A 26,280-nucleotide genomic window follows, 5' to 3' on the forward strand; every position below is an offset into this window, starting at 1 on the left:
ACCCGATAACTAAGGAGCACTATGTCGACTGTACTTCGAAATTTTCTTGAGCTTTCCTATGCAGAACTGGAAGAGCTCAACCTTGAGGCTAAAGAGCAGCGGCGCAACCGTGTAGCCGCTGATGTCATCCAGGAGGCGCGACTCAAATACTTAACGGATACTCCGGGCATCAAGGCCGTAACCGTCCTGTTCAGCGACCTCGAAGGCCGGCTGCACATGCTGGACTACGATAAAAAGTTCCTGCTCAAAAGCTGGGACAATCTGACCTTCGACGGATCGTCGATTCGCGGCTTTACCGCCCAGCGAGAAAGCGATCTGCGTTTGGCCCTGGACTGGAGCGCCTTTTACTGGGCTCCGTCCGATGTCTTCGGCGCAGGCAAAGTGCTTGTCTTTGGCGAAGTCATCGACAAGGGCGGCGCTCCCTACAGCGCTGACATCCGCGGATTGTTGAAGCAGTTCTCGAATAAGTTGCATGCAGAGCATGGCTACACGCTGAATGCAGCGAACGAGATCGAAGGCTTTCTATTTGAAGGAGCCGATGCAGAGCGCTGCTTCCATGACACAGGCGACTTCAAGTATGTGAATACCGGAGGCTACTATCACTCGCTTCCCGGCGACCCGTTACGCACCTTCATCGATACCGCAGCCGAAGTGCAGCGGGCGATGGGCTTTGAAAACGAGAAGGACCATCCCGAGGTTGCGCCGTCGCAGTTCGAGATCAACTATAGCTACGGAGAGGTGGTCGCAGCGGCCGATCAGATTCAGCTTTACAAGCTGATCTGTCGGCAGGTTGCGACACAGATGGGCATGACCGCGAGCTTCCTGCCGAAGCCTGTGGTCGGTGTCAACGGCAGCGGGATGCACACGAACATCTCCATCTCGAAGAACAAGAAGAACCTCTTCTGGGATGCAAAGGGTGAAGAGAAAATCTCGAAGTTTGCATGGCAATTTGTGGACCGCATTCTGACGCATGGCAACGACATCTGTCTTCTGCTGAATGCGAGTGTCAATTCGTATCGCAGGCTTGATCCCCACTTCGAAGCTCCCAACCAGATTAAGGCTTCGGCAACGGATCGTGGCTCCATGGTGCGCATCCCTATCGGCAACGAGAAAAGCGCGCGCGTCGAGGTGCGTTCGGTCGGGCCAGATGCGAATCCTTATATGGTGCTGTATTCGGTCTTCAAGAGCGGACTCGATGGAGATACCGCGAAGATCAAGAACCTGCGCCAGGCAGAACGTTATCTGCCCGACAACATCTACACCGCGCTTGAAGGTTTCCGTAGCTCCAAATGGACGACTGAGCTGTTGGGTGAAGATGTCAAGGCCCGCTACGCCGATCTGAAGCAGGCATCTGCGGATCGCTGCCCTCGCTTGTTGGGCACAATCGTCAAAGTGCCTGAGGTGCAGTTCCATCACGATGTCTATAACCAGCTTCTCTGGGGCCAGTTCTAACCGAAGCTGCAACCTTTGTTTCCTTTGGTTGCGCAATAGCCGACTCTCCGGGGAGTCGGCTATTCTTTTGCGGTTGGCGTAAAATAGCAACAGCGCAAGTATTTGCGCGTTCAGCTCGAATTGCAAGGCGCAAAGGTTTTGGCAATGAGATTTTGCCAGGGATCTGCACTCTCGTAGGAGGCGGAATCCACGGAAGGACTTACTAGAATGTCGCGTATCGTTCGTTGTTCGCTGATCCAGGCTGCAAGTATCCCTCACGAAGAAAGATCATTGGCCGAAATCAAACGGGCCATGATCGACAAACATATTCCCCTCATTCGACAGGCTGCTGCCGAAGGTTCGCAGATAGTCTGCCTTCAAGAGCTCTTCTACGGCCCCTACTTCTGCGCAGAGCAGTCCACTCGCTGGTATGACATGGCGGAGGCTGTACCCGACGGCCCAACCATAAAGCTCATGCAGGATTTGGCGAAGGAGTTACAGATCGCCATCATCGCCCCCATCTACGAGATGGAAGGCACAGGCGTGTACTACAACACGGCTGCGGTGATCGACGGCCAGGGCAACTATCTCGGAAAGTACCGTAAGTCACATCTTCCGCATCTCGATCCGGGCTTCTGGGAGAAGTTTTACTTTCGACCCGGCAATCTTGGATTTCCTGTCTTCGACTTGGGCTTCTGCAAGATTGGCGTCTATCTCTGCTACGACCGCCACTTTCCAGAAGGAGCGCGTGCGCTGGGACTGAATGGCGCCGACATTGTCTTCAATCCTTCTGCGACTGTTGCAGGGCTGAGCGAATATCTTTGGAAGCTGGAACAGCCTGCACATGCGGCGGCGAATGGATACTTCGTCGGCGCAATCAATCGAGTTGGGACGGAAGCTCCATGGAATATCGGCGAGTTTTTCGGACAGAGTTACTTCTGCAATCCACGCGGCCAGATATTTTCCGAGGCCTCGCGTGACAATGACGAGGTGCTTACCGCCGATCTCGATCTCGATCAGGTTGCCGAAGTACGGAAGACATGGCAGTTCTACCGCGATCGCAGGCCGGAGATGTATGGCGATCTGGTCAAGCCGTAGTTCTCTTGTCCTTGACGACGAATTTTCGTTTATCCCGAGGTAAGTAACGATGCAGGAATTACTCCAGCAGAAGCCAGAGATCGCAGAGAGGTTTGGGGACCTGCATCCGCCTTTCGAGGCGCAGGCCGCAGTGGTTGAGTCGAACCGCTGCCTGAATTGCTTTGACGCTCCCTGTACCATCGCCTGTCCTACCCATATCGATGTGCCAAAGTTTATCAAGAAGATCGCCAGCGGCAACCTGCATGGCGCGGCACTTGGCATTCTCGACGCAAATGTTCTCGGAGCAAGTTGCGCCCGGGTATGCCCTGTCGAAGTGCTCTGCGAAGGGGCCTGCGTGATGCATGGCTCCAACGAACATCCGATTGAGATTGGCAGGCTCCAGCGATATGCCATGGATAGCTTCCATGCGAAGGGAGGCAAGCTGCCACGAAAGTCGGACGAGAACCGGACTGAGAAGATTGCCTGTATCGGCGCTGGTCCCGCGTCACTGTCTACAGCCGCAGAGTTACAGCAGCGAGGATTTCAGGTAACTGTCTTCGACAAGCGCCCTTCAGCTGGCGGTTTGAATACCTATGGAATCGCGGAGTACAAACTACCACTGACAGAGAGCCTTGACGAGATTGAGTTGATCAAGGATTTGGGCGTCGAGTTTCGATTGGGGGTCGAGATCTGCGGCGAGACCTGGCTCGCTGAACTCGAAGCTGAATTCGACATGATCTTCATTGGCGTAGGCCTCGGCGCAATGCATCGGCTCTCTATACCGGGCGAATCTCATCCCGGCGTTATCGACGCTCTGCAATTCATCGAAGACTATAAGACGGGAAAGATCTCTCAGGTCGAGGGCGATGTCGTCGTTGTTGGCGCAGGCAATACTGCCATCGATGCGGCTAATGCAGCGAAGCGGCTTGGAGCAAAGAGCGTTTCGATTCTGTATCGCCGCACGAGAGAACATATCTCTGCATTTGATTTTGAATATCGGCAAGCCTTGCAGGAGGGCGTTCATTTTCTCTGGTTGACCCAGTTGATGGCGATTCATTCCTCAGCTATCGGCATCACCTCCGTTGAATGTTTGCGCATGGAGATTGATTCCGATGGATCACTTAAACCGGTCGAAGGTTCGACCTCCCATATGGAATGCAACATGGTGATTCCTGCGATTGGCCAGTCTCCTCTGCTTGAACTTCTAGACCAATGCCGCGAGGTGCAGTTGGAACGAGGACGAGTCGTCGTGAATCGCGCAACAGGACAGACAACGAATCCCAAGTATTTTGCCGGAGGCGATTGTGTCAACGGAGGACGCGAAGTAGTGGATGCAGTTGCAGACGGCAAGCGGGCTGGTGTCGAGATCGCTCGTCTGCTGGAGTCTGCTTATGTCTAAGTACAACGTAAAACCGAATCTCTCCGTAAACTTTGCCGGTATCCAGTCGTCGAATCCATTCTGGCTGGCTTCCGCGCCGACGACCAACACCGGCGAGCAGATTATGCGGGCTTTCGATGCCGGATGGGGCGGAGCAGTTTGGAAGACGATGGGCGCGCGGGTGACGAATACCTCTTCGCGCTATTCGTCGATCAACTGGAATGGCCAGCGCATGATGGGCTTCAGCAATATCGAGTTGATCAGCGACCGTGCGCTTGAAGTGAATCTGCGTGAACTAGCTGAAGTGAAAAAGCGTTATCCGAAGCAGACGCTTATTGCTTCGTTGATGGTCGAATCGACGCGCGAGGCATGGCACAACGTTGTGCAGCAGGCGGAGGATGCTGGAGCCGATGGGCTGGAGTTGAACTTCGGTTGTCCTCATGGCATGAGCGAGCGCGGCATGGGTTCGGCGGTCGGCCAGGTGCCTGAGTATACGGAGATGATTACGGCTTGGGTGAAAGAGAAGGCGAGAACGCCGGTCATCGTTAAGCTGACGCCGAATATCACCGACATTCGCGAGGTGGCGCGAGCGGCGAAACGTGGCGGCGCTGATGCGCTTGCAGCTATCAACACTATCAACTCCATCACAGGCATCGATCTGGATACGTTGATTCCGCAGCCGGATGTCGACGGCAGATCCTCGCATGGTGGTTATAGCGGACCAGCGGTGAAGCCGATTGCGCTCAATATGGTGCAGCAGGTGATGAGCGATCCAGAGGCGATGCTGCCTATCTCTGGAATTGGCGGCATTGCTACATGGAAAGATGCCGCCGAGTTTGTCCTGCTGGGTTCAGGCACAGTGCAGGTTTGCACTGCGGTGATGCAGCAGGGATATCGCATCGTCGAAGACATGATCGAAGGGCTTGAGAACTGGATGTGCGAGAAGGGCTTTCACTCCATCGAGGACTTTCGTGGGCTGAGCTTGCCGAAGATGACCGAATGGAAAGACCTGAATCTGAACTACAAGGTCGTCGCGCATATCGATGAGGCGAAGTGCATTGGCTGCGGTCTTTGTTACACAGCTTGTTGGGATGGAGCGCATCAGTGTATTCATGTCGACCGCGTGAGCGGGCAAGTTGATGGCCCTATCGAGTTGCACGCGAAGCCGTCCGACGTGAAAGCAGCGAGTCGAAGCAATATTTCGGTCACTCCGATTCCTAAGCTTGATGGCTATTTGGCGCGTCAACCTTATGTAACTCCGCTTGCTCGCGTTCCTCGTGTGGACGAGACGGAGTGTGTTGGCTGCAATCTGTGCTCGCTGGTTTGCCCTGTCGATGCATGCATCACGATGGTGGAAGTGAAGACGCATCTTCCAGCGGAGACGTGGGAAGAGCGTTCTGCTGCGTGCCTGACAGGAGAGAGTTGCTGATGGGCTTGCTGATTCAGAATGGAACGGTTGTTACGGCTGAAAAAACCTTTGCCGCCGATGTGCTAATCGAAGGCGAAGTCATCAGGGAAGTTCGCGCCGGGATCTCAGCCAGCGGCCATACTGTTATCGATGCGGCAGGGATGCTGGTGCTGCCAGGTGGAATCGACGCACATACTCATCTCGATATGCCCTTCGGCGGCACGATGTCGAGCGACGACTTCGAGACCGGAACTCGGGCAGCGGCTATTGGAGGAACGACTACGATTGTCGACTTCGCCATTCAAGCCAAAGGGACGAAGATGCGCGATGCCCTCGATCTGTGGTGGAAGAAAGCCGAGGGCAAGGCTTGTATCGACTATGGCCTGCACATGATCGTGACCGATCTGGGCAGCGATGCGGGCAAGGCTGGACTCGACGACATGGACAGCATGGTGCGCGAGGGCGTGGCCAGTTTTAAGCTCTTCATGGCTTATCCCAACGTACTGATGGCGGATGACGCGACCATCTTCAAGGCGCTGCGGCAGACGGCGAAGAACGGCGCGCTTGTCTGTATGCATGCCGAAAACGGCAGCGTCATCGACGTGCTCGTGCAGCAGGCGCTGGCCGAGGGCAAGACTGCGCCGATCTACCATGCGCTAACGCGGCCTACGCTGGCCGAGGCAGAGGCGGTGCAGCGAGCGATTGCCATGGCCGAGATCGCCGGAGCGCCGGTTTACATCGTGCATCTCTCTTCAGAGGACGCGTTGAATCAGGTTCGCGAGGCACGCGACCGCGGCGTTCCGGCGTTTGCCGAGACCTGTCCGCAGTATCTGCTGCTGTCGATTGAAGACAATATGAATACCGGCTCCTTCGAGGACGCCAAGTATGTCTTCACACCTCCGCTGCGGGAGAAGAAAAATCAGGCCAAACTTTGGGATGGCCTGAAGCATGACCATCTGCAGGTGGTTTCGACCGACCACTGCCCTTTCTGTTTTGCCGATCAGAAGGTGCTGGGCATCGACGACTTTACCAAGATTCCCAATGGCGGACCGGGGATCGAGAACAGGATGCAGTTGATCCATCATCATGGCGTCAACTCGGGCAAGCTGTCGCTGAATCGGTTTGTCGAGATCACGGCCACCGCTCCGGCGCGCATCTTCGGGATGTATCCGAAGAAGGGGACGATTGCGCCGGGCAGCGATGCGGACATCGTGGTCTGGGACCCGAAGGCCGAGCTTACTATCAGCGCCGCGACCCACAATATGCGCTGCGATTACTCGATGTTTGAGGGGTATCGGGTGAAGGGTAATGCTCGGCAGGTGTTCTCTGCTGGTGAGTTGATTGTTGAGGCCGGTAAGTTTCTGGGCAAAGCTGGAAGAGGCAGATATCTGAAGCGTGAGCCGCGTGGGGGCGCCTGGCGCTGAAGTGCTTATTTTTTAAAGGCAAATACAGAGGTCGTCTCGCCACTCCGCCGCGCGATGAGGCTGCGCGGCTCCTGTCGAGATGACGTTGGTTTGGGTTGTGTTGGGGTTAATCGGGTTGCAGTTGGGAGGAGTTTTAGAGTTTGGATTGCGCCTTAGAAAGTGAAGGCGAGGCCGGCTTGAAGCGCTCTTGGGGATTGGGCCAGGAAGAGGGTCTTGCCGTCAGCGGAGACGAAGGGGCGATAGCCCTGAGCGAGCAGGTTGGTGACGTCGACGGTTGCCTCAAGGCCGGGAGGCAGGAGGTTGCCCAACTTGATCGCCTGGCGCAGATAGCAGCTAAGATAAGCCTGATCGCTGAAGGCGGCATAGGGGTTGACCGCTGTCACCATCCGGGCCGGTTGCCAGCGGTAGGCTGCGCGGACGCTGGTGCCGCTGCGAAGCACCTTTCCTTTGACGGCGAGCGTCGCCGTCTGCGAGGTCATAGGCTTCAACGCGGTGGGCATGTCCTCCATGGTGAGAACATCTTCATCCTTGGCCGTGAGCGCCGCGCCGGTGCTGTATTCGAGGGCCACCCACATGTTCGTGGTAAGCGGCTCGGACAGCGTGAGGTTCATTCCGTTGGTCTTGTAGCCAGCGTTGAGGAGACGGAAGCTGCCGGTGGTCTGGTCGGCCAGAACGCCGCCGATGGGCGATTCGTCGGCCTGGGCAATATCGGAGGGGCTGAGAGAGCCTCCTCCCTCGACCGTCACCTGATTGAGTGAGTCGAGATAGTAGGCGAGCTGGACCAGGCCGGGGCCGAGCTTGCGGCCGACGGCGAACTCCTGATGCAGACCGCTCTCGGTGCGCATGCGGCCCTGCGAGGTCACGGCAACCGGCATCTCCTGCTGTACCGTGTTGAGTCCGGCGTAAGACTGCAGGTCGCGCGCAGTTGCCATGCGGTAGCCTACCGTCCATGTCTCCGAAGGGTGGGTGGTCACCTTGAGGAAGGGCCGTGAGGCGACGAGATAGCCTGCGGCGTGGATGGCATAGAGAACGCCGCCCACCTCGACGTCCGCGAAATCACCAATTTGCATCTTCTCCGCGCTGGCGAGCTGGAGGGTCTGGAGGCCGGGCGTATTCCCGGAGCCGAGTATCTCGGGATGGGACTGATAGCTTGCCACCAGACGGCTGGAGCCGGCAAAGCCCTGCTTCCGCTCGAAGCCCGAGGACAGGTTCATGGACGGCGATCCCATCCACGGGCCGAGCCCGGTGCCTATATCGCCTCGGAGGACCATGCCGGAACCATCGTCCAGCACGCGATCCACGGTGACGACGTTGTGAATGCCCCCGTTGGCGAATCCGCCGTCGCCGCTGCTGACAGCGGCCCGGACGCGAGAGGATGGCTTGCTGGATTCCTCAGTCACGCTGGAAGAAACGGTCATCACATTGCCATCATCGCCAGCCATTCTGAGGATAGGACGGTTGACGGCGGAGCGTAGCGTCCACTTCCAGTCATCGCCAGGCTCGTCTGCCCTGCGACGTTCGGCGGGCAGCCATGTAGTCGTGTTGAAGATGGTATTGAGGGTGAGATTGACGACTGCCTGCGCACCGGGACGGAGATGAAGGTCGCCTCGCGTGGTGGGCACAAAGAGCGCGGCAGTGGCACGGACCTCATATTTGCCGGGAAGCAGGCTGGCGATGAGATAACGGCCATGAAGATCGGTGAAGGCGGTCCCCACAAGGGCTGAGTCAGTTGCCAGCACCTGGACCAGAGCGCCCATCTGGGCGACACCATCGGCATCCCGCACTACGCCTGAGACCGTGGCTCCAGGGCCAACAGCGAGGCATACCGACGCCGTGGACAGCATCAGAGCCAGAAGCGCGATCTTCACCTGGATACTTCCCTGGGATCGTTGCACAGCGTTTTGCATCCTGCGCGTCGACGGCGACTCCATATGGTGATTGCACCCAGCTAAAAGGGAGGGTGCTGTTTTACAGCCTGCCCGGCTACTGCCTATCGCCTATTGCATCCGCGTAGGCATGGAACCTGATTGGTGCAGACTGCGCTAATCCACTACAAACGGTGCAGACTCTGCGATCTGCTGCTTGGTGATGCCATCGTCAACCTTGATGGTCACCTTATATTTTCCGGGAGCAAGGCCAGCGAGCGGCATGCTCTTTTCCAACGTCACCTGATCCGCATTCGGATTCGTCTTCGAGGTGAGTTCCTGCGACTGCAAGACGGTCTGGTTCGTGACCGTATTCACAATCTCGTACTGAATGGTCGCGTCGTTGTGCCTGCTCTTCTCGTCAATACCAAGGTTATAGACCTGCATCCAGAAGTTCAAATTCTGGGCACGGTGGAAGGTGACCGGCACGCTCATCTCGCTTGGCACGCGGGGACGAATGCGAGTGTCGCCGATGACAAAGTTGCCAGCGCCGATATCGCGCGATGGGACATGCTCCATCTGGTCGGCGAGGATCAGCGAGGAGGAGGCGAGGTGGTCGTCGTCGTATTTGGGCACATTGATACTGCGCTTCCAGCGGCCGATGTGGTCGGGGCTATTAACGTCCTTGATGGCGATATCGACCTTGTACAGGCCCGGCCGCAGCGGCAGCGCCTTCCAGTAGACAGAGACGTTGTTCTGGGTACGGGCGAGCAACTCGCTGGGCACCTGAACATTGACCGTGTCCTCAAAAGTCTGGATAGGCCGGTCGTTGAGGTTGGAGACGCGACCAAGAATGTTGACCGTGCCGGTGGCCACGCCGTCCTTATTGTTGAAGGTGATGTCGCCGTTGCGAATCTGCAGGGTCAAAGGAACAAGGACGGTGTCGTTGGTGACCTTGACATAGTCAGTGCGGACGCTGAAGAGGAAGGGGGGGCCGACCAGGATCTTGGAGGTCGCCATGAACGACTCCAGGTCCTTAAACTTGATGACCGGAGGAGCCATCAGCTTGGCGTACTGGTCAAGCCGGTCGAACTCCTTGCTCTGGTTTTGAGACGACATGGGGCCGGTGCCAAGCTGCTCGAGGCCACCGCCTGAAAAACGGTCCGCCTTCTTCGCCTGTCCCTGCTCTTCGTACAGCGTCAGGCCAGCGCCGGGAACGTGTTTGAGGGCGTCCTTCTCGGAGCGGTCAAGTGTCATGTGGTAGTCACCGCACATGCAGGTGTCTACAAATTCGATATCGATGTTGTCGCCAATGCCGGCCAGATAACGGTAGTGCCAGACCTCGAAGGGGAAGGTTGATGTTTCGCCGCCGCCCTCGTCCATGGGCCGCTCGTAGTTGCCACCGCTGGGGTGGGAGTCGGTGCTGTCAGGCTTGCCGTAGGCGATATAGATATGGCCGCGATCGGTCTTCCAGCCAGGCATACCGGCGGCGTAGTGCTCGTTCGCAAAAGCGATGCGGGCGTAGTGCTCTTCCTTGTATTCGTTCTCGGGCGAATCGGGATTGGGGTTGCGGCGGAGCCAGAAGTTCTCGATGAAGGAGTCGCGCTCCTCGTCGTTGCTCAGGTTCTTGAAGGCGTTCCGCTCCTGATCGGTAATGATCCAGCGAACGTCCTCGTCGAGCCACTTCTTGTAGACGCCGTGCAATTCGCCGCGGAGCTCTTTCTGCTGGGCGCGCTTTTCATTGTCGGTCAACTGCCGCTTCAGCGGGTCAGGCTTCTCAACGTTGGCAGGGTTCGCTGTGGTTCCATCGACCGCCGGGAGCGGATTCGCGTCCTGGGCCGGCAAAGCACTTACCCCCGCCATTGTCAAAAACAATAAAGCTGTGACCGAAACAAGGCGTCGAGACGTATTCATAAATAGGGCAGTGCTCCTGTTAACCAATCTGTATTGTAGAGCGGTTACCGCGCCGGTACAAGGGGTGGAATCTGGCTCGTATCCTGCTATCATCCTCGGTGATCCTCGCATGACATAAAACATTTCGTGTTCTTTTGGGATAACTGCTACTCTTCTCTCTGCCTGATTTAGCCATGCGGCTGCGCAGGGAAAGTTCGACGGAACTGCTTCTACGTCCTTTTCGTATTGTTTCTCTGACAGGCCATTTTCCAATGCCCGCAGGCGGGATTTGCCCGATCTGCGAAAGAAAGCAGCAATGAGCGCGAAAAAGATTGTTCTAATCGTCGTCGGCGTCCTGGTACTGGCAGGCATCGTCGTAGGCACTATTCTCCATGGGCAGGCCAATGTAACCAAGGTTGCGACGGGCAAAGCGGTGCGCCAGGACCTCGTCTCGATCGTCAATGGCACCGGGCAGATCAAGCCAAAGACTTATGTCAACGTCGGCGCCACCTCCTTTGGACGCATCACGCACCTGAACGTCAAGGAAGGCGACCACGTTAAGAAGGGCACCGTCTTGGCCACGGTCGAGAGCGTTCAGCCGGAGGCGACCGTCGCCGCCCAGCAGGCGACCATTGCGTCGAGCCGCACCGACGTCAGCAGCTACATCGCCGCCGAGAAGACTGCCAGCGCGAACATCGAGGAGTCCAATGCCGATCTGGAGCAGAAGCAACTGGACTATGGCCGCGCCAAGGCGCTGTATCAGGACAAGCTGATCGCGAAGCAGGACTATGACAGCAAAAAGGCGGCCTACGATATGGCCGTTGCGACGCTGGCCCAGCGGCAGGCAGCGTATGCCCAGGCTCTGGCACAGACGGACTCACAACGAGGACATGTGAACCAGGCTGTAGCCAGCCAGCGCGCCAACTTTGATGCGTTGGACAAGACGATCAGCCGCGCCCCGTTCGATGGCCTCGTGACCAACGTTCCGGTGCGCGAGGGAGAGACGGTCGTCGTCGGTATTCAGAATGCCGAAGGCTCGACAATGATGACGCTGGCCGATATGTCGGTCATCACCGCCGAGGTCAAGGTGGACGAGACTGACATCGTCAACGTTGCGTTGGGGCAGCCGGCTGACGTCACCGTCGATGCCCTGCCGGGAAAGATCTTCAAAGGGCATGTCACCCAGGTTGGCGATCAGGCCCTGCTGCGGACCACCGGCATCGCCACCAGTCAGAGCACGACCGGAACGGAAGAGGCCAAGGACTTTAAAGTCGTCGTCACGCTCGATCACCCCTCCGACGATCTTCGCCCCGGACTTTCGGCCACGGCCAAGATCACCACGGCGAACAAGCCCAACGCACTCACCATTCCCATTCAGGCATTGGTCGAGCGCAACGTTGCCGAGGAAAAAGCTTTAGCCGCCAATGCGGGTAAGCCTGCAAAGACGGTTGCTGCCGCGACCACCGCCGCCCCTGGCGACGCCAAGCCGGTTCAGGGCGTCTATATCCTGCAGCCGGAGCGCAAGAAGCTTCGCGTCGTCTTTGTGCCGGTCACGACAGGCATCACAGGAGCTACCGATATCGAGGTGCTCAACGGGCTGAAGGCAGGAGACGAGATTGTGACAGGGCGCTACAAGGTCCTGAGAACCCTCAAGAGCGGTACGGTCGTCAAACGAGACAACACTCCCGAGACGACAACCTCGACCGACCAATCGTAGCCTCAGACTGACACGGGCGGTCACACCGCATAAAAGGAACTACCGCGTCGGCACAAACGTACTATCCTGAAACATGCAGGAACCGGAGAACCGGATGGCCATCGAAACCGCAGTCGATACAACCTTGAGTAACGCCTCCGGCCCACGCGCCGGTGATGTGATCGTGACGGACAATCTCTGGAAGACCTACGAGATGGGCGATCAGCAGGTGAACGCCCTGCGCGGGGTCAACCTGCGCATCCGGCACAATGAATACGTCGCCATCATGGGCCCTTCCGGCTCGGGCAAATCGACGCTGATGAACCTGATCGGCTGCCTCGACTCACCATCGCAGGGCAAGTACTGGTTGAACGGCCACGATGTCTCCGAGTTGAACGACGACGAACTGGCGCGTATTCGCAATAAAGAGATCGGCTTCGTCTTTCAGACGTTCAATCTGCTGGCGCGAGCGACCTCGCTGCACAATGTCGAGCTGCCTCTGATCTACAACGGCACCCCGGCGGCGGAACGCCTTGAACGAGCCAAAAGCGTGCTGGAGTCGGTCGGCCTCGGCGAGCGCATGATGCACAAGCCCAATGAACTCTCAGGCGGCCAGCGGCAGCGCGTCGCTATCGCCCGCGCGCTGGTCAACAAACCGTCGATCATCCTCGCCGACGAGCCGACAGGAAATCTCGATTCCAAAACAGGAGACGAGATCATGGCTCTCTTCGACGACCTGCACGCACAAGGCAACACGATTGTGCTGGTCACCCACGAGCCGGACATCGCCGAGTTTGCGCATCGCGTGGTCACAATTCGCGACGGAGTCATCGCCAGTGACCATATCTCCTCCCGTATCAGCAACAAGGGTAGCAAATCAGCCAATATTAGCGTCTGATTGCATCCATTACGCCTACTGGGGCAGTCTAAAATGGAATGATGGCAAAGTTTCGGCCCTTCAGTCCTCTTGGAGCTTTTGTAGCACTGCTTCTCGTCTGCCCTTCGCTGTTCGGACAGGCAGCCCGCTTCGACCTGACCGGCCCCAAGATCGAGGTCCACGTCACCCGTGACGGGAAGACGCTGCCCATTGCGTCCGTGCCCAACCTGCAGGCAGGCGACAAGATCTGGCTTCATCCCGATCTACCGACTACTCAGTCCGTTCACTATCTGCTGGTGGTCTGCTTCCTTCGCGGCACCACCAACCCTCCGCCGGACGACTGGTTCATCAAGATCCAGACCTGGAACCAGAAGGTGCGCGAAGAAGGCGTGAACGTCTATGTTCCCGATGAGGCGCAGCAGGCAGTCCTCTTTCTCGCCCCGGAGACAGGCGGAGACTTCACCACGCTTCGGTCTGCAGTTCGCGGCCGTCCCGGCATCTTTGTGCGGGCCTCGCAGGACCTTGCCGAGGCCGGATTCGAACAGGCGCGTATCGAGAAGTACCTCGCGGATATGCGGCTGGTGCCTCCCTCCGACCCAAAGGCGCTGCTCGAACACTCGAACCTCATCGCCCGTACCCTCAACCTGAAGCCGAATGAGGACTGCTTCAATCGCCCGATCGATCAGCAGTACACCTGCCTGACCCAGAGCGGAAACCAGACACTGCTCAACGATGGCCACGGCGAGACCGTCGTCTCCAGCCTGACGAATGGCGATGCATCGAACCTGATCAGCGCAGCGAGTTATACCTCATTGGGAGGAGGCGGCCTGTACAGCGCTTATGTGGGAGCGGTGGTCGATCTCGTCCACCTGATGGGCACCCTGCATACGGCGCAGTACCAGTACATTCCCGCCATCGCGTTTCCCGAGGGAGAGAGCCTCAACCTGCGGCTCAATACACCGCCTTCGTTTCATAACCCGAAGTCGGTGATCGTCATCGGCCTGCCTGCCATCCAAGCCTCTACCCTTCCCCCTCTGCGGCCTGCAGATCCGAAGCATGTGACCTGCCTGTTGCAGCCGTCGGTCGCACTTCCGGTCGAAGGCGCTCCTCTGGTCTTTTCGACTTCGTTCGCACATAACCTTGTCCTTCACATCAACGGCACCGGGACTGAGAAAGATATTCCCCTCGTACCCGATGCGTACCGGGGCGGCCTCACCCTTTCCCCGGCCACCGGCGAGCGGAAGCTGCTGACCACTGCCACCACGGATGCTCCGCAGCCGGTTCCTGCGCCCGCCACCAAAATTTCGGCAAAATCCGACCCCTCAGGCAAAGTTACGGGAACCATTACCGGCTTTTGGGGATTCGATCCCTTCACCGGTCCCACCATGCAGTTGCAGACCGTTCCGGGCAAGGATTGGAAGCTGGCAGCAGACGATGTCCTGATCTCAGGACGTGAGAACAATCTCTCGCTCTCCTCGAGCGGAACGGCGTGCGTCCAATCCATCACGCTTGACACGACAGCGGGTAAGCAGGACAAGACCGACTGGAAGGAAGCCGACAAACCGAACCTGATCGACGTTAAGGTCTCGCTCAAATCGGTCGACCCCGGCGCTTTGCACCTCACCGTGCATCAGTATGGCGAGCCCAAGCCGGATACCGTCGCCGCCGAGACCTTCTCCGAACCTGCGACGCTCTCTTCGCTGAAGTTTTACGCGGGAGACACCTCTGCGGTGCTCAACGGCACCAACCTCAACCAGGTCGCGCAGGTTGACATGAAGGGACAGATCTTCATCCCGGCCCCGTTGCCGGTTTCCGCCAACGTGGACGGCTTTAGCCAGCCGCAGAGTGCGGGCACGACCTCTCTGCGACTTGCGTTGCCGGCCAATGCGAATCCTCCCAAGCTGAAGGCGGGCGAAAAGCTCACGGCGCACATCACACTGAAAGATGGGCGCACGCTTACGCTTCCGGTCGAAGTCGACCAGGAGCGCCCATCGGTTACGCTCATCAACAAGCGCATCGCGCCGTCCACAGATAACTCCATCCACCTGGCAGACCCGGATGATCTGCCGGTCACGCAGCAGCTTACCTTTTCGCTCAAGTCAGAGGGTTCATTTCCACGCACTGGCCAGATTGAGATCGCCAATGCCGACAACTCGCTGCACACTACGCTCAGTGTCGCGACGGGCACGCTGATCATGCAGAACCGCCACACGCTGGTGGGCATGTTGGACCCGCTCAAGGCGTTCGGCACTTCGGCCTTCGGCCCACTGCGTCTCCGTGCTGTCGATCCCGACGGCACCGCCGGCGATTGGATTCCGCTGATTACCCTGGTCCGCCTGCCAGCGCTCGAAGACGTGCATTGCCCCTCCGATTCATCGCAGCCCTGCACCATCACCGGATCGAGCCTCTACCTTGTCGATTCCATCGCTATCGATGAGGGCTTCACGAGCCCCACGGACGTTCCCGAGGGCTTTATCGGCACCACGCTCTCGCTCTCGCGCCCCAGCAAGAGCGGCTTCTACCTGAAGCTGCGCGACGATCCTACGGCCGCCAACACGGTTACGATCCCGGTCTCGATTCAGAGGGCGCCGCAGAGCCAGCGTGCCCAGAAGATAGCTCCTGTTCCGGTTAAGCCTGAGACAGTGGCTCCGACTGCCACGCCGGATGCGACGCCTGCAGAGCCTGCCCCTGCCACGAGTGCATCACCTTCTGCACCTGCGGATCCCGGACATCCAGCCGCATGCACGCAAGGGACGTGTCCTGCACCCGAACAACCGGCAGCCCAGCCCGGATCATCTCCACCAGCCAAGTCGTAACTCCGAGACAATGGCAGTCGCAGTCGTGCCACAGGAAGGTGCACTCGCCCTGGGCTTCCTGGGCGAGATCGAAACAGTGCAAAGTATCGTTGCGGGCATACTCGTAGGTGTGCGATCCATCGATCAGAAAAACGGTTACTGGATCGTGGATGACGCTGTAGTCATACGTCGCCGTATCCCCCTGGTGCTGCACGATCCTTTGTTCAATGGCGGTCCCGCGAAATGACTTTCCCAGCTTCCTGCCCGAGATCAGGTGAAGGTCATCGACGGGCTGCCCTTCAATCAAAGCCGCTGCCGTTTCGCTATCTTCCGGCAGATCGATGGTGTGTATGATCGCGGACGGAAGATTCAGCGCCAGGTTCGCCGTCGTCGATCCAAAGTAGGTTCCAAACTCCAATGCCGCTCTGGGATGCTGGTTCTTCGCCAACGATAGGATCGCAATCAGGTCTCGAAATGGCGTGGCTCCATTCACGTCCACGTAGCGCATGTCCAGAGTGACCTGCTCCGGAAACCCTCCAAGCGACTCAAGCGAAACCTCCGGGATAAGCGCAAGCACCTTGCGTCCTTCTCCCTCTTTTAGAGGAGAGAACGGAGAGACTGCCCGATAGGTGTCATGGAGACTCTTATGCCCTTCCTTAAATCCACCGAGTGACATGCGAATCAAACTTGCGAGACTGAGCGATAAGATGTCCTTTGCCGCCCGGGTAACGTAGCTTCCAGAAACTGCCATTCACTCCTCCGCTGCCAACTTGCGCAATATCGCTCCACGACCAGGAGAAAAGGAACAGACAGAAAGTTACAGTGCAAGAACCGCTCAAACTCTTTTATGTGACAGTAAGAACATCCTTTTGAGCAGCGCGGTTGCCTCGACTAACTTTTTAAATCGATAAAGTTCAACCTTCCCATTTTTAACAACATGAGAATGCCGGGCGCGCAGACTCAGTGCAAGGTCTCAACGCCCTCCGGAAGGCCTTTCGCTCGCAGCCTGACGCGGCTGTGCTTTACGCTGTAGCTGAAGTAGACGATCAGGCCAATAATCAACCAGATAATGAGCCGCGCCCAGTTCAGCCAGCCCAGCTTGATCATCATGTATCCGTTGAAGAGGATGCCCAGGACAGGCACCAGCGGGACCCAGGGGGTGCGGAACGGGCGCGGCCTATCGGGTTCGGTTCTTCGCAGAATCATGATCGCAATGCACACGATCACAAATGCCAGCAGCGTCCCGATATTCACCATCTTGCCGATGTCGTCGATCGGTGTCAGTGCGCCGACCACTCCCGCCAGCGTTCCTACAAGGAACGTATTTTTGAATGGCGTGCGAAAGCGCGGATGCACCTCAGCAAAGAACTTCTTCGGCAGTAGACCGTCACTTGCCATGGCATAGAGCACGCGCGTCTGTCCCAGCAACATCACCAGCATCACCGAGGTCAGCCCGGCCAGAGCCCCCAGCGTAATGATGTCGCTGGCCCAGCCAAGGTTGCGGTCGGCGAAGGCGCGCGCAATCGGCGCTTCGATATTGACCGACTGCCACGGCACCATGCCCGTCAACACTGCCGCGACCGCGATGTAGAGCACCGTACACACCGCCAGCGATGCAATGATTCCGATAGGCAGGTCGCGCTGCGGATTCTTCGCCTCCTGCGCCGTCGTCGATACTGCGTCGAAGCCGATATAGGCAAAGAAGATATACGCAGCGCCTGCTCCGATTCCGCTAAATCCGTATGGCGCGAAGGTGTGCCAGTCATGCCCCCAGTTTCCGGGATGAACGTACTTCGCACCCAGGAAGATAACGAACAGGACGATCGCCACCTTGGCGACCACAATCCCGGTGTTGAACTTTGCCGACTCCTTGATGCCGATCGCCAGTACGGTGGTCACAATCAGCGCGATCAGGAATGCAGGCAGGTTAAATCCGATCTCATGCCCGAATAGAACCGGTGCTCCCAGCACCTGATGGGCCCGCGCCATCATATCGGCCGTAGGGTGCATCTTCAGGACCTCAAGCTGCGCGAGGTAAAGCTGCGATCCCGGCAACATTGCGGGGTAATTTATCGCCATCACCTGGCGACTGACCGTCTCAACGGCTTTTCCCAGCGCTGTCCAGTGGTCATAGGCCAGCCACAGCGGAAACTTTACATGAATGATGTCCAGCACTTCGACAAAGTAGTTCGACCAGCCCGAGCTCACCGTGCTCGCGCCCATCGCGTACTCGAGCGTCAGGTCCCAGCCGATGATCCAAGCAATCAGCTCGCCCAGCGTCGCATAGGCATAGGTGTAGGCCGATCCCGCCAAAGGAATGAGCGCAGCAAACTCCGCATAGCAGAGCCCTGCAAACCCGCATCCCAGTCCACTGAGCACGAACGAGAGCATCAGGCCCGGTCCGGCATAGTGTGCCCCAAGCCCGGCCATCACAAAGATGCCAGCGCCGATCACCGCACCCACGCCCAGTGCAGTCAACTGAAATGGCCCGAGGCATCGCTCCAGCGTATGCGCGCCCTCTGCCCGGCTCTCTTCCAGCAGGACCTCCATCGATTTTTTTGCAAACAGCATCGACATCTTTTATCAACTCTCCTTTACGTCCCGGCCGTCTCCCCTGCAACAGCCGTTCCCTGCCTCTTCCATATTAAATAAACCGGTACTCCCAGAAGCACGATCACCAGCCCCGGCCAGGTGTATTGCGGCTTGTAACGTAGCAGCACAATGCAGATCCATGTCGCCATCACGATGTACAGCGCCGGAAGCACGGGATACCCGAATGCCTTATAGGGCCGCACGGCATCGGGGCGCGTCCGGCGCAGGACAAACAGCCCTGTAATTGTCAGGATATAGAAGATGAGCACGGCGAAGATCACGTAATCCAGCAACTGCCCGTAGCTGCCCGACAGGCACAGCAGACACGTCCATGCCCACTGCACCCACAGCGAGTTCACCGGCGTCTTCGAGCGTTCGCTCAGTTTGCCAACGGATTTGAAGAACAATCCGTCGCGGCTCATCGCGTAGTAGACCCGCGCCCCGGCCAACAACATTCCGTTGACGCAGCCGAAGGTCGATATCAGGATCGCCGCCGCCATCAGCTTCGCGCCGTATCCGGCAAACGCGCTTTGCATCACCGCCGTCGCGACACGGTCTTCCGAGGCAAACTGAATTCCCCGCCCCGCAATCGTTCCGGCTGCCGGGTCGCCCATCATCGGCAGCACGCTGAGGTAGACGAAATTGCAGAGGACATACAGCAGCAGCACAACTCCGGTACCAATCGCTAACGACAGCGGCAGGTTGCGCTTCGGATTTCGGATTTCGCCTGCGGTAAACGTCACATTGTTCCAGGCATCCGCGCTGAACAGCGATCCTACCTGCACCACCGCGACAATCGTCAACAACCCGACGTAAGCCGTCGGTCCGCCCACGCCGACCTGCACTGCATGGGTCGTATGCCAGCCAGCACCTGCCCAGAAGTGATGCCAGCCTGCACCGAAGTTGGCCGCCAGCGCAATCGCGTCCTTTGCGAACACGCCGACCAGAACCACTGCGGCCAGTGCCAGCACCTTCGCCGAGGTGAATACATTCTGCACCGCCGCGCCCATCTTTATGCCCAGCGTGTTCAGCAACGTCAGCAGCGTGATTACGACGATTGCCGAAAGGTTGGCGGTGTTCAACCCGATCTCCATGTTGCCCAGTACCATCGGCCCCACATGCCAGGCCGGAACATGGCCGATGTGCCACAGCCAGCGCTGCGCGCTCACCGATGGGAAGAAGACACCGAGAAATTTTCCAAAGGCCACGCCCACCGCGGCGATGGTTCCCGTCTGGATCACGAGGAACAACGTCCATCCGTAGAGAAATCCCCACAACGGCCCAAGAGCTTCGCGCAGATAGACATACTGGCCGCCAGCCTTTGGCATCATCGCCGCCAGTTCGCCGTAGCTCAGCGCGCCTATTACTGTCATCACCGCCGTTACCAGCCATGCCGCGATCAGTAGTGCGGGGGAGCCGAGCGCGCGCGACATATCGGCCGAGACGATAAAGATGCCCGAGCCGATCATCGAGCCCATCACGATCGCGGTCGCCGAAAATAGCCCCATCCCCTGCACGAACTGCGGAGAGGCGACAGCTTCGTTTTGGATTTTTACCGAACTATTCACGTTGCGTCAGTTCTACCCCAAAATCTCCAGAAAGTCCCGCGCCACTTTCTCAACTGACCCACCTTCAACAAATAAGGCACTAATCAGGGCCACAGAATCCGCCCCGGCTTCGATCACACTCCGCACATTGGCCCGCGTAATTCCGCCGATGGCCACAATCGGCTTGCTCGTCAAAACCCGCGCGCGCCGTACTCCGTCGAGACCAATCACCGGCTCCGCATCGAGTTTCGTCCCGGTGGCAAAGACTGGCCCCACGGCTACATAATCTGCGGAAGTCGCATTCGCTAGCAGTACCTGCTCGTCATTGTGCGTGGAGACGCCAACCCAGCGCGCCGCACCCACGACTCGCCGCGCATCGTCGGGCGGCAGATCTCCCTGCCCTACATGCACCCCACCCCAATCCGCCAGCACGGCGAGGTCGGCACGGTCATTCAGGATGAGCCTGCAATTTGCACCCGCAAATACTTCGCGAATTATGGCTGCATTCTGCAAGATCGACTGCGGCGAACCGGCCTTGTCCCGGTACTGAAGCAGCTCCACGCCTGCCGTTCGCATCTGCTCGGCGGCCCAGCGCACCTCATGCCCACGAGCCGCCAGCAACCCCGCATCCAGAATCGGATATAACTTCGGCAAGCCCACTGCTACTCCGCCTTGATGTCCTTCTGCCGCTCGAAGAAACGCTCCATGAACTTCGTATCGAACTTGCCCGAACGGAACTCAGCATCGGCAAAGATCTTCTGATGCATCGGAATCGTCGTGTGGATTCCCTGCACCACGAACTGCGACAGCGCCCGCTGCATCTTGTTCATGGCCTCTTCGCGGTCCTTGCCGTGGCAGATTAACTTCGCGATCAGCGAATCGTAGTACGGGGGCACGACGCCTTCGGCATACTGCGCAGTGTCCACACGAACGCCGTTGCCACCAGGCAGGTTGAACGCGGTAATCTTGCCTGCGCTGGGCGTGAACTTCTCGGGATGCTCCGCATTGATGCGGCACTCAATCGCGTGCCCGCGAATCGTTACCGGCTCGGTCACAATCGAGTTCAACTTCTCGCCCGCAGCGATGCGCAACTGCGCCTTCACCAGATCGATTCCTGTAACCATCTCGGTTACACAATGCTCCACCTGGATGCGGGTGTTCATCTCGATGAAGTAGATCTTGCCGTCTTCATCCATCAGAAATTCAATCGTCCCGGCGTTCCAGTAGCCGATATTTTCGAGCGACTTCCTGATCGTCTTGCCAAGCTCTTCGCGCAGCTTGGGAGTGATCACCAGGCTTGGAGCCTCTTCAATAAGCTTCTGGTGTCGCCGCTGAATCGAGCACTCGCGCTCGCCGAGACTCATCACGTTGCCATGCTCGTCGGCCAGCACCTGGAACTCGATATGCCGAGGCCGCTCGATGAACTTCTCCATGTACATATCGCCGTTGCCGAAGGAGTTCATCGCCTCTTGCGTGGCCTGTTCGTAAAACTTCGGAAGCTCCTCTGCGTTGCGGCAGATACGCATCCCCTTGCCGCCGCCGCCAGCAACTGCCTTCAAGATCACCGGATAGCCCACGCTGCGCGCCCACTCGAGCGCCTCGCCTTCGTTGGCGATCACGCCATCGGACCCAGGCAGAATCGGCACCTTCGCCTTCTTCATGGTCTGCCGCGCGGTGGACTTCTCACCCATCATCCGCGTTACTTCAGGCGGAGGCCCGATGAATTTGATGTTCGAGGCACGGCACACCTCAGCAAAATTTGCGTTCTCGCTGAGCAGGCCGTAGCCGGGATGAATTGCATCCACATCGGCAATCTCCGCGGCCGAGATGACCGCAGGAACATTCAAGTAACTGTCCGCCGACCTTGGCGGACCTATACAGATGGCCTCATCGGCAAAGCGCACATGGAGGCTGTTGCGATCCGCCTCGCTATACACCGCTACCGTGCGGATTCCCATCTCCTTGCACGCGTTGATGACGCGCAGCGCAATCTCTCCGCGATTTGCAATCAATACCTTACGAAACATGTAATCTTCCTGTACTTCTTCGCCCCAAGTCGGCCGCGAGAGAAATCAAAATATGAAGGTTAGGATCTGTACGATCAAGAACCAGAACAACCCGCGCTTGGAGGGCGTACGCAGTCTTTGCGCCCATTCCTGCATGTCGTGATCATCCGACCGCGCAATTGAGTTTGGCTGATTCATCGCGCCTTGATCGCAAACAGCGGTTGACCATACTCCACAGGCTGTCCGCTCGCGGCGATCCGCTTTACCACTTCGCCGGCGACATCGGACTCGATCTCATTCATCAGCTTCATCGCCTCGACGATGCAAAGTACCTGGCCAACTTCCACCTGATCGCCAACGTTCACAAACGATGGCGTGCCCGGCGAGGGCGACTCATAGAACGTCCCCACGATCGGCGACTTCACCTCGTGCAGAGCCTCCTCTGGCGCAGCAGCAGGCACACTGGGCGCGACCGCAGCAGGGGCCGCCGAAGCCATCAACCGGCTCAGGTTTGCGAGGTCTACCCCGCCAGCCGGGGCCGCTGCCGCAGGCTCGCCCGCGAACTTGATCCGGACCTTCAGGTCATCCTGTTCCATGTCGAACTCGGCGATCTCGTTCGCCTTCAAAAATTCGACCAGTTCGCGAAGCTCTTGCAACTTATTTCCGTCCATCATGTCTCCTGTGCCTGTTGCGGCACTCTGGTAATTACAACTCAATCCATGCCTTCACGCTTGGCGTCATAACTTCGCCTCCCGTCGCGGTCACGAGAACCATGTCCTCGATCCGCACTCCGAACTTGCCCGGCATGTACACACCGGGCTCAATCGTGACGACCATACCCTCTTCTAAAACCTGCGTCTGCTTCGCCGCAAGCCTCGGTCCTTCGTGAATCTCCAACCCAACGCCATGCCCGGTCGAGTGGCTGAAATACTTGTCAAGACCAGACCACCGCAGAACGCTTCTTGCCGCTTCATCGACATCGGCACAGGTCACGCCCGGAGCCACCTTCGCAACTCCAGCCTCCTGCGCTTCCAGAACCGCATCATACACTTCCCGCTCGCCCGGCAGCGCCTTGCCCATGTGCACGGTGCGCGTCATGTCGCTGCAATATCCATTTAATATGACGCCAAAATCGAGTGTGACAAAGCCTCGGCGCGGCAATTTAACCTGCGTTGCACGGCCATGCGGCAGCGCGCTGCGCTCTCCGCTGGCGACGATCGTGTCAAACGACATCGCCTCCGCGCCGGCCAGCCGGGCCGCATGTTCCAGCTCTGCCGCAACGGCAACCTCGGTCAACCCCAATTGGATATAGCTCAACATGCCATCGAAGAGACGGCAGCCCAGCAAGGCCGCCTCGCGCATCACGGCGATCTCGTCAGTGTCTTTGACCTCGCGTAGTCCGGCTACCAGCGGCTTGACCGGCTGAAAGATCCCCCGCCGCAGTTTCGCCGAAACCGCCTTGCGCATCGCCTCCAGCGCAGCTACCGATGTCTGTGCGGCGTCGAAGCCGCACCGCTTCAACCCGGCGGCCTCTATCCACTCGCAGGCAGCCGCTACCGCGGGCTTCTTCGCGATGACGACCCTGGTTCCCACCGCCTCGGCTTTGGCTTGAGCGGTGTATCGTCCGTCGGTAAACAGGACGGAGCGGCTGCCAGCCAGTACCAGAGCCGCGTTCGACCCGGTAAACCCGCATAGATAGCGGACATCCGGCAGATGCGTCACCAGCAGGCAATCCACTCCGGCAGCCTTCGCCGCAGCCACAGCTCTCTTCTTACGCACGCTTAAACTCATCCCTATGATTCTACCGAACTTGTGCCGTAAAACTGGCTCAACTCCGACACAACCCGCTATCATGGCCTATGTCCGGCGTTAAACAGGATTCCTCCCCGCGCATTACCCGCCGCCATTTTCTCGTCGGCTCAGGAGCAGCCGCCGCCGGTCTCGCCCTCTACTCCGGGGAAATCGCCCGCCACGAGCTTGATCTCGTTCCCCATACCCTCGCCATCTCCAATCTTCCCAGCGCCTTCCATGGCTTCCGCATCGCACAGATCAGCGACATCCACCTCGACGAGTTCACAGAGCCTTTCTTCCTCGAACGCGTTGTTCGCCATGTCAACGCTCTTGCGGCGGACATGGTCGTTCTCACCGGCGACTTTGTCACCCACGGCTCGCTCACCTTCCTGAACGGCCAGTCCGCCGCGCACCGCTGCGCCGAGATTCTCAGCACCCTCACCTGCCCGCTGCGCTTCGCCTGCCTGGGCAACCACGACGTCGCCGTCAGCGCGCCGCTGGTCATCGACTCCCTCACCTCCAACGACATCCCGGTGCTCGTCGACAAGCACGTCCCCATCGAGCGAAACGGCTCGCGCTTCTGGCTCGCGGGCGTCAACGATCCCGGCACGACTAATCCGCGTCTTGAGCTGGCGGTGCCGCCTCAGCCAGACGGCCCTGTCATTCTAATGGCACACGAACCCGACTACGCCGACACCGTCAAAGAGCATCCGCGCGGGCGCTTCGTCGATGTCATGCTCTCCGGCCATACCCATGGCGGCCAGATTCGACTGCCCTTTATGGGACCGCTCGTCCTTCCACCCATGGGCAAAATCTACGCCGAAGGGCTCTTCCGTCTCGGTAACATGCAGCTTTACGTCAACCGTGGCATTGGCACAGTCGGCATTCCCTTCCGCCTCAACTGCCCGCCGGAGATCACCATTTTTACCCTGCAATCTACCTGAAAAACACATAGCATTTATTTCAGATAGTTCGCATCCATATAGGCGATCCTCTTCGTCATCCGGTCGCTAAAGCGATGAAGCCATTGCATCTTTGGGATGGCTAAAAATTGACACCGGGAGAACGGCAGGGGACAATGCATCTCACGATGTCCACGCTCCAACCTCTTTCGCGCCGCCGTTTTCTCAAACAGAGCTTTGCATTCAGTGCAGCCTCCGCGCTCGCTGGTCCGCTCGTGGCCTGTGGCAGCGGCCCGGCTTCGCTTCTTCCAGCGTCTCCTGACTCCGCACATCTCCTCATGCTCGGAGACTGGGGCATCAATGGCGATTATTCCGATCAGACGACGGTTGCACAGGCGATGCAAAGTTACACGAAGCAGTTGAAGGCGAATCTCCAAGCCCTTCTCATGCTTGGAGACAACTTCTATGGAGTGCTCCCTGGGGGTGTCTCTGACCCCCGCTGGCAGACGCAATTCGAACAGATGTACCCTGCCTCGGTCTTCAACTGCCCGGCTTACGCCATCCCCGGCAACCACGATTATCAATACCAGCCGTTGAAGTACACCGCGGAGCTTGCCTACGCCCAGCAAGGCGGCACGCGCTGGACGATGCCCTCGCAGTGGTATCGCGTCACCTTCCCCGCAAGCGATCCCCTCATCACCCTGATTGCGCTGGACAGCAATATGCCTCTTGCAGGGGGAGCCACTCAAAACGGCAGCTTCTACACCATGACCGATACAACCAGGCAGCAGCAGCTAAGCTGGCTCCAGACCGAGCTTGAAAAACCTCTCACTACGCCATTTCTCGCTGTCATGGGCCACCATCCCATCTACTCCGACGGGATTCATGGCGATAACGCCACCCTCATCAACGACTGGGACCCGCTGCTGCGTAAATACGGCGTCCATCTCTACCTTGCCGGTCACGACCATGACCTCCAGCATCTGGAGTTCGCTGGACACCCCACATCCTTCTTTCTCTCCGGCGGCGGCGGCGCGGGCCTCTATCCCTTGAAGATTGATCCCTCTGTCCGCGGTCCATGGGCAGAGAAGATTCATGGTTTCAGCCATATCGAAGCGACCGAAGACCTTCTCACCATGCGTCATCTCGACAACACGGGCAACATTATCCATGCCTTCACCAAGACGAAAGCCGGGAAGGTCACCATCCTGAGTTAGTAGTCAGATCCGCCCCGCTCCACGCAGCGCAGTGATCTCGTCGTCGGTAAACACCCGCGAGCGGATCAGGAAGCGCACGCCTTCAGGATTCTCCAGCGAAAACATCCCACCCCTGCCCGGCACCACATCCAAAATGAGCTGCGTGTGCTTCCAGTATTCGAACTGGCTGCGGCTCATATAGAAAGGCGTGTCGCCCAATGTCCCGATCAGCACATCGCTGTCGCCTACAAGGAATTCTCCTCGTGGATAACACATCGGCGAGCTGCCATCACAGCAGCCCCCCGATTGGTGAAACATCAGGTCACCGTGCTTTCCATGCAGCTTCGCCATCAGTTCGATGGCTGCATCGGTGGCGATGACCTGATCGGGAGTACGTGGCAT

The 26,280-nt window shown here is 58.3% G+C and carries 19 protein-coding genes and 1 pseudogene; 10 read left to right on the top strand and 10 right to left on the bottom strand.

Annotated elements, in window-relative coordinates; genetic code table 11:
- The first annotated feature begins 21 nt into the window (after positions 1 to 21).
- The 5 genes from GSQ81_RS02080 (at position 22) to hydA (ending at position 6,718) form a co-directional block, all read left to right on the top strand.
- Positions 22 to 1,452 (top strand): glutamine synthetase family protein, encoded by a 1,431-nt coding sequence (locus GSQ81_RS02080; RefSeq protein ID WP_158909077.1) that lies wholly within the window; start codon positions 22 to 24, stop codon positions 1,450 to 1,452.
- 270 nt (positions 1,453 to 1,722) lie between these two features.
- Positions 1,723 to 2,529 carry a nitrilase-related carbon-nitrogen hydrolase gene (locus GSQ81_RS02085; RefSeq protein WP_216846354.1) on the top strand — a complete coding sequence of 269 codons (807 nt, stop codon included), beginning with the start codon at positions 1,723 to 1,725 and terminating at the stop codon, positions 2,527 to 2,529.
- Between the two features lie 49 nt (positions 2,530 to 2,578).
- Positions 2,579 to 3,907: an NAD(P)-dependent oxidoreductase gene (locus GSQ81_RS02090; protein WP_158909079.1), complete on the top strand. Its 1,329-nt coding sequence runs from the start codon at positions 2,579 to 2,581 to the stop codon at positions 3,905 to 3,907.
- Positions 3,900 to 5,315: an NAD-dependent dihydropyrimidine dehydrogenase subunit PreA gene (gene preA / locus GSQ81_RS02095; protein WP_158909080.1), complete on the top strand. Its 1,416-nt coding sequence runs from the start codon at positions 3,900 to 3,902 to the stop codon at positions 5,313 to 5,315. Before GSQ81_RS02090 ends, preA begins: the two co-directional genes overlap by 8 nt.
- Positions 5,315 to 6,718 (top strand): dihydropyrimidinase, encoded by a 1,404-nt coding sequence (gene hydA, locus GSQ81_RS02100; RefSeq protein WP_158909081.1) that lies wholly within the window; start codon positions 5,315 to 5,317, stop codon positions 6,716 to 6,718. The genes preA and hydA overlap by 1 nt, the downstream gene beginning before the upstream one ends.
- 152 nt (positions 6,719 to 6,870) lie before the next feature.
- On the opposite strand, the gene GSQ81_RS02105 is transcribed toward hydA, so the two are convergent.
- Positions 6,871 to 8,586, bottom strand: a complete 1,716-nt coding sequence (locus tag GSQ81_RS02105) for a carboxypeptidase-like regulatory domain-containing protein (protein WP_158909082.1) — start codon at positions 8,584 to 8,586, stop codon at positions 6,871 to 6,873.
- A gap of 174 nt (positions 8,587 to 8,760) precedes the next feature.
- Positions 8,761 to 10,497, bottom strand: a complete 1,737-nt coding sequence (locus GSQ81_RS02110; protein ID WP_158909083.1) for a GWxTD domain-containing protein — start codon at positions 10,495 to 10,497, stop codon at positions 8,761 to 8,763.
- 295 nt (positions 10,498 to 10,792) lie between these two features.
- Here GSQ81_RS02110 and GSQ81_RS02115 point away from each other — a divergent pair, with 295 nt between their 5' ends.
- The 3 genes from GSQ81_RS02115 to GSQ81_RS19935 all read left to right on the top strand — a co-directional run bounded on the left by GSQ81_RS02115 (position 10,793) and on the right by GSQ81_RS19935 (position 15,865).
- Positions 10,793 to 12,193, top strand: a complete 1,401-nt coding sequence (locus tag GSQ81_RS02115) for an efflux RND transporter periplasmic adaptor subunit (RefSeq protein WP_158909084.1) — start codon at positions 10,793 to 10,795, stop codon at positions 12,191 to 12,193.
- A 94-nt stretch (positions 12,194 to 12,287) separates the two neighbouring features.
- Entirely contained in the window at positions 12,288 to 13,070 is a 783-nt protein-coding gene (locus tag GSQ81_RS02120) for an ABC transporter ATP-binding protein (protein ID WP_158909085.1), read from the top strand.
- A 38-nt stretch (positions 13,071 to 13,108) separates the two neighbouring features.
- Positions 13,109 to 15,865 (top strand): hypothetical protein, encoded by a 2,757-nt coding sequence (locus GSQ81_RS19935; RefSeq protein WP_254059937.1) that lies wholly within the window; start codon positions 13,109 to 13,111, stop codon positions 15,863 to 15,865.
- 31 nt (positions 15,866 to 15,896) lie between these two features.
- On the opposite strand, the pseudogene GSQ81_RS20280 reads toward GSQ81_RS19935, so the two are convergent.
- From GSQ81_RS20280 to GSQ81_RS02155, 7 genes and pseudogenes are all read right to left on the bottom strand, one after another.
- Positions 15,897 to 16,595: pseudogene (locus GSQ81_RS20280) on the bottom strand (class I SAM-dependent methyltransferase); the annotation flags it as partial.
- Positions 16,596 to 16,804: 209 nt separating this feature from the next.
- Positions 16,805 to 18,421: an amino acid permease gene (locus GSQ81_RS02130; protein ID WP_158909087.1), complete on the bottom strand. Its 1,617-nt coding sequence runs from the start codon at positions 18,419 to 18,421 to the stop codon at positions 16,805 to 16,807.
- A 17-nt stretch (positions 18,422 to 18,438) separates the two neighbouring features.
- Positions 18,439 to 19,944: an APC family permease gene (locus GSQ81_RS02135; RefSeq protein ID WP_158909858.1), complete on the bottom strand. Its 1,506-nt coding sequence runs from the start codon at positions 19,942 to 19,944 to the stop codon at positions 18,439 to 18,441.
- A gap of 72 nt (positions 19,945 to 20,016) precedes the next feature.
- On the bottom strand, positions 20,017 to 20,643 hold the full coding sequence (gene thiE, locus GSQ81_RS02140; protein ID WP_254059938.1) for a thiamine phosphate synthase: 627 nt from the start codon (positions 20,641 to 20,643) through the stop codon (positions 20,017 to 20,019).
- 2 nt (positions 20,644 to 20,645) lie between these two features.
- Positions 20,646 to 22,010 carry an acetyl-CoA carboxylase biotin carboxylase subunit gene (gene accC, locus GSQ81_RS02145; RefSeq protein WP_158909089.1) on the bottom strand — a complete coding sequence of 455 codons (1,365 nt, stop codon included), beginning with the start codon at positions 22,008 to 22,010 and terminating at the stop codon, positions 20,646 to 20,648.
- Between the two features lie 173 nt (positions 22,011 to 22,183).
- On the bottom strand, positions 22,184 to 22,660 hold the full coding sequence (accB, locus tag GSQ81_RS02150) for an acetyl-CoA carboxylase biotin carboxyl carrier protein (RefSeq protein ID WP_158909859.1): 477 nt from the start codon (positions 22,658 to 22,660) through the stop codon (positions 22,184 to 22,186).
- Between the two features lie 34 nt (positions 22,661 to 22,694).
- Positions 22,695 to 23,768, bottom strand: coding sequence for a Xaa-Pro peptidase family protein (locus tag GSQ81_RS02155; protein ID WP_318523847.1), 1,074 nt, complete (start codon positions 23,766 to 23,768; stop codon positions 22,695 to 22,697).
- Positions 23,769 to 23,848: 80 nt separating this feature from the next.
- Between GSQ81_RS02155 and GSQ81_RS02160 the strand changes: the two genes are divergently transcribed.
- Complete coding sequence (locus tag GSQ81_RS02160; RefSeq protein WP_158909091.1) at positions 23,849 to 24,724, top strand: metallophosphoesterase; 876 nt, start codon at positions 23,849 to 23,851, stop codon at positions 24,722 to 24,724.
- 134 nt (positions 24,725 to 24,858) lie between these two features.
- Entirely contained in the window at positions 24,859 to 25,899 is a 1,041-nt protein-coding gene (locus GSQ81_RS02165) for a metallophosphoesterase (RefSeq protein ID WP_254059939.1), read from the top strand.
- A 3-nt stretch (positions 25,900 to 25,902) separates the two neighbouring features.
- On the opposite strand, the gene GSQ81_RS02170 is transcribed toward GSQ81_RS02165, so the two are convergent.
- On the bottom strand, positions 25,903 to 26,280 hold the full coding sequence (locus tag GSQ81_RS02170; protein ID WP_158909092.1) for a DUF779 domain-containing protein: 378 nt from the start codon (positions 26,278 to 26,280) through the stop codon (positions 25,903 to 25,905).

It is taken from the genome of Granulicella sp. L56, from assembly GCF_009765835.1.
Classification (GTDB): domain Bacteria; phylum Acidobacteriota; class Terriglobia; order Terriglobales; family Acidobacteriaceae; genus Edaphobacter.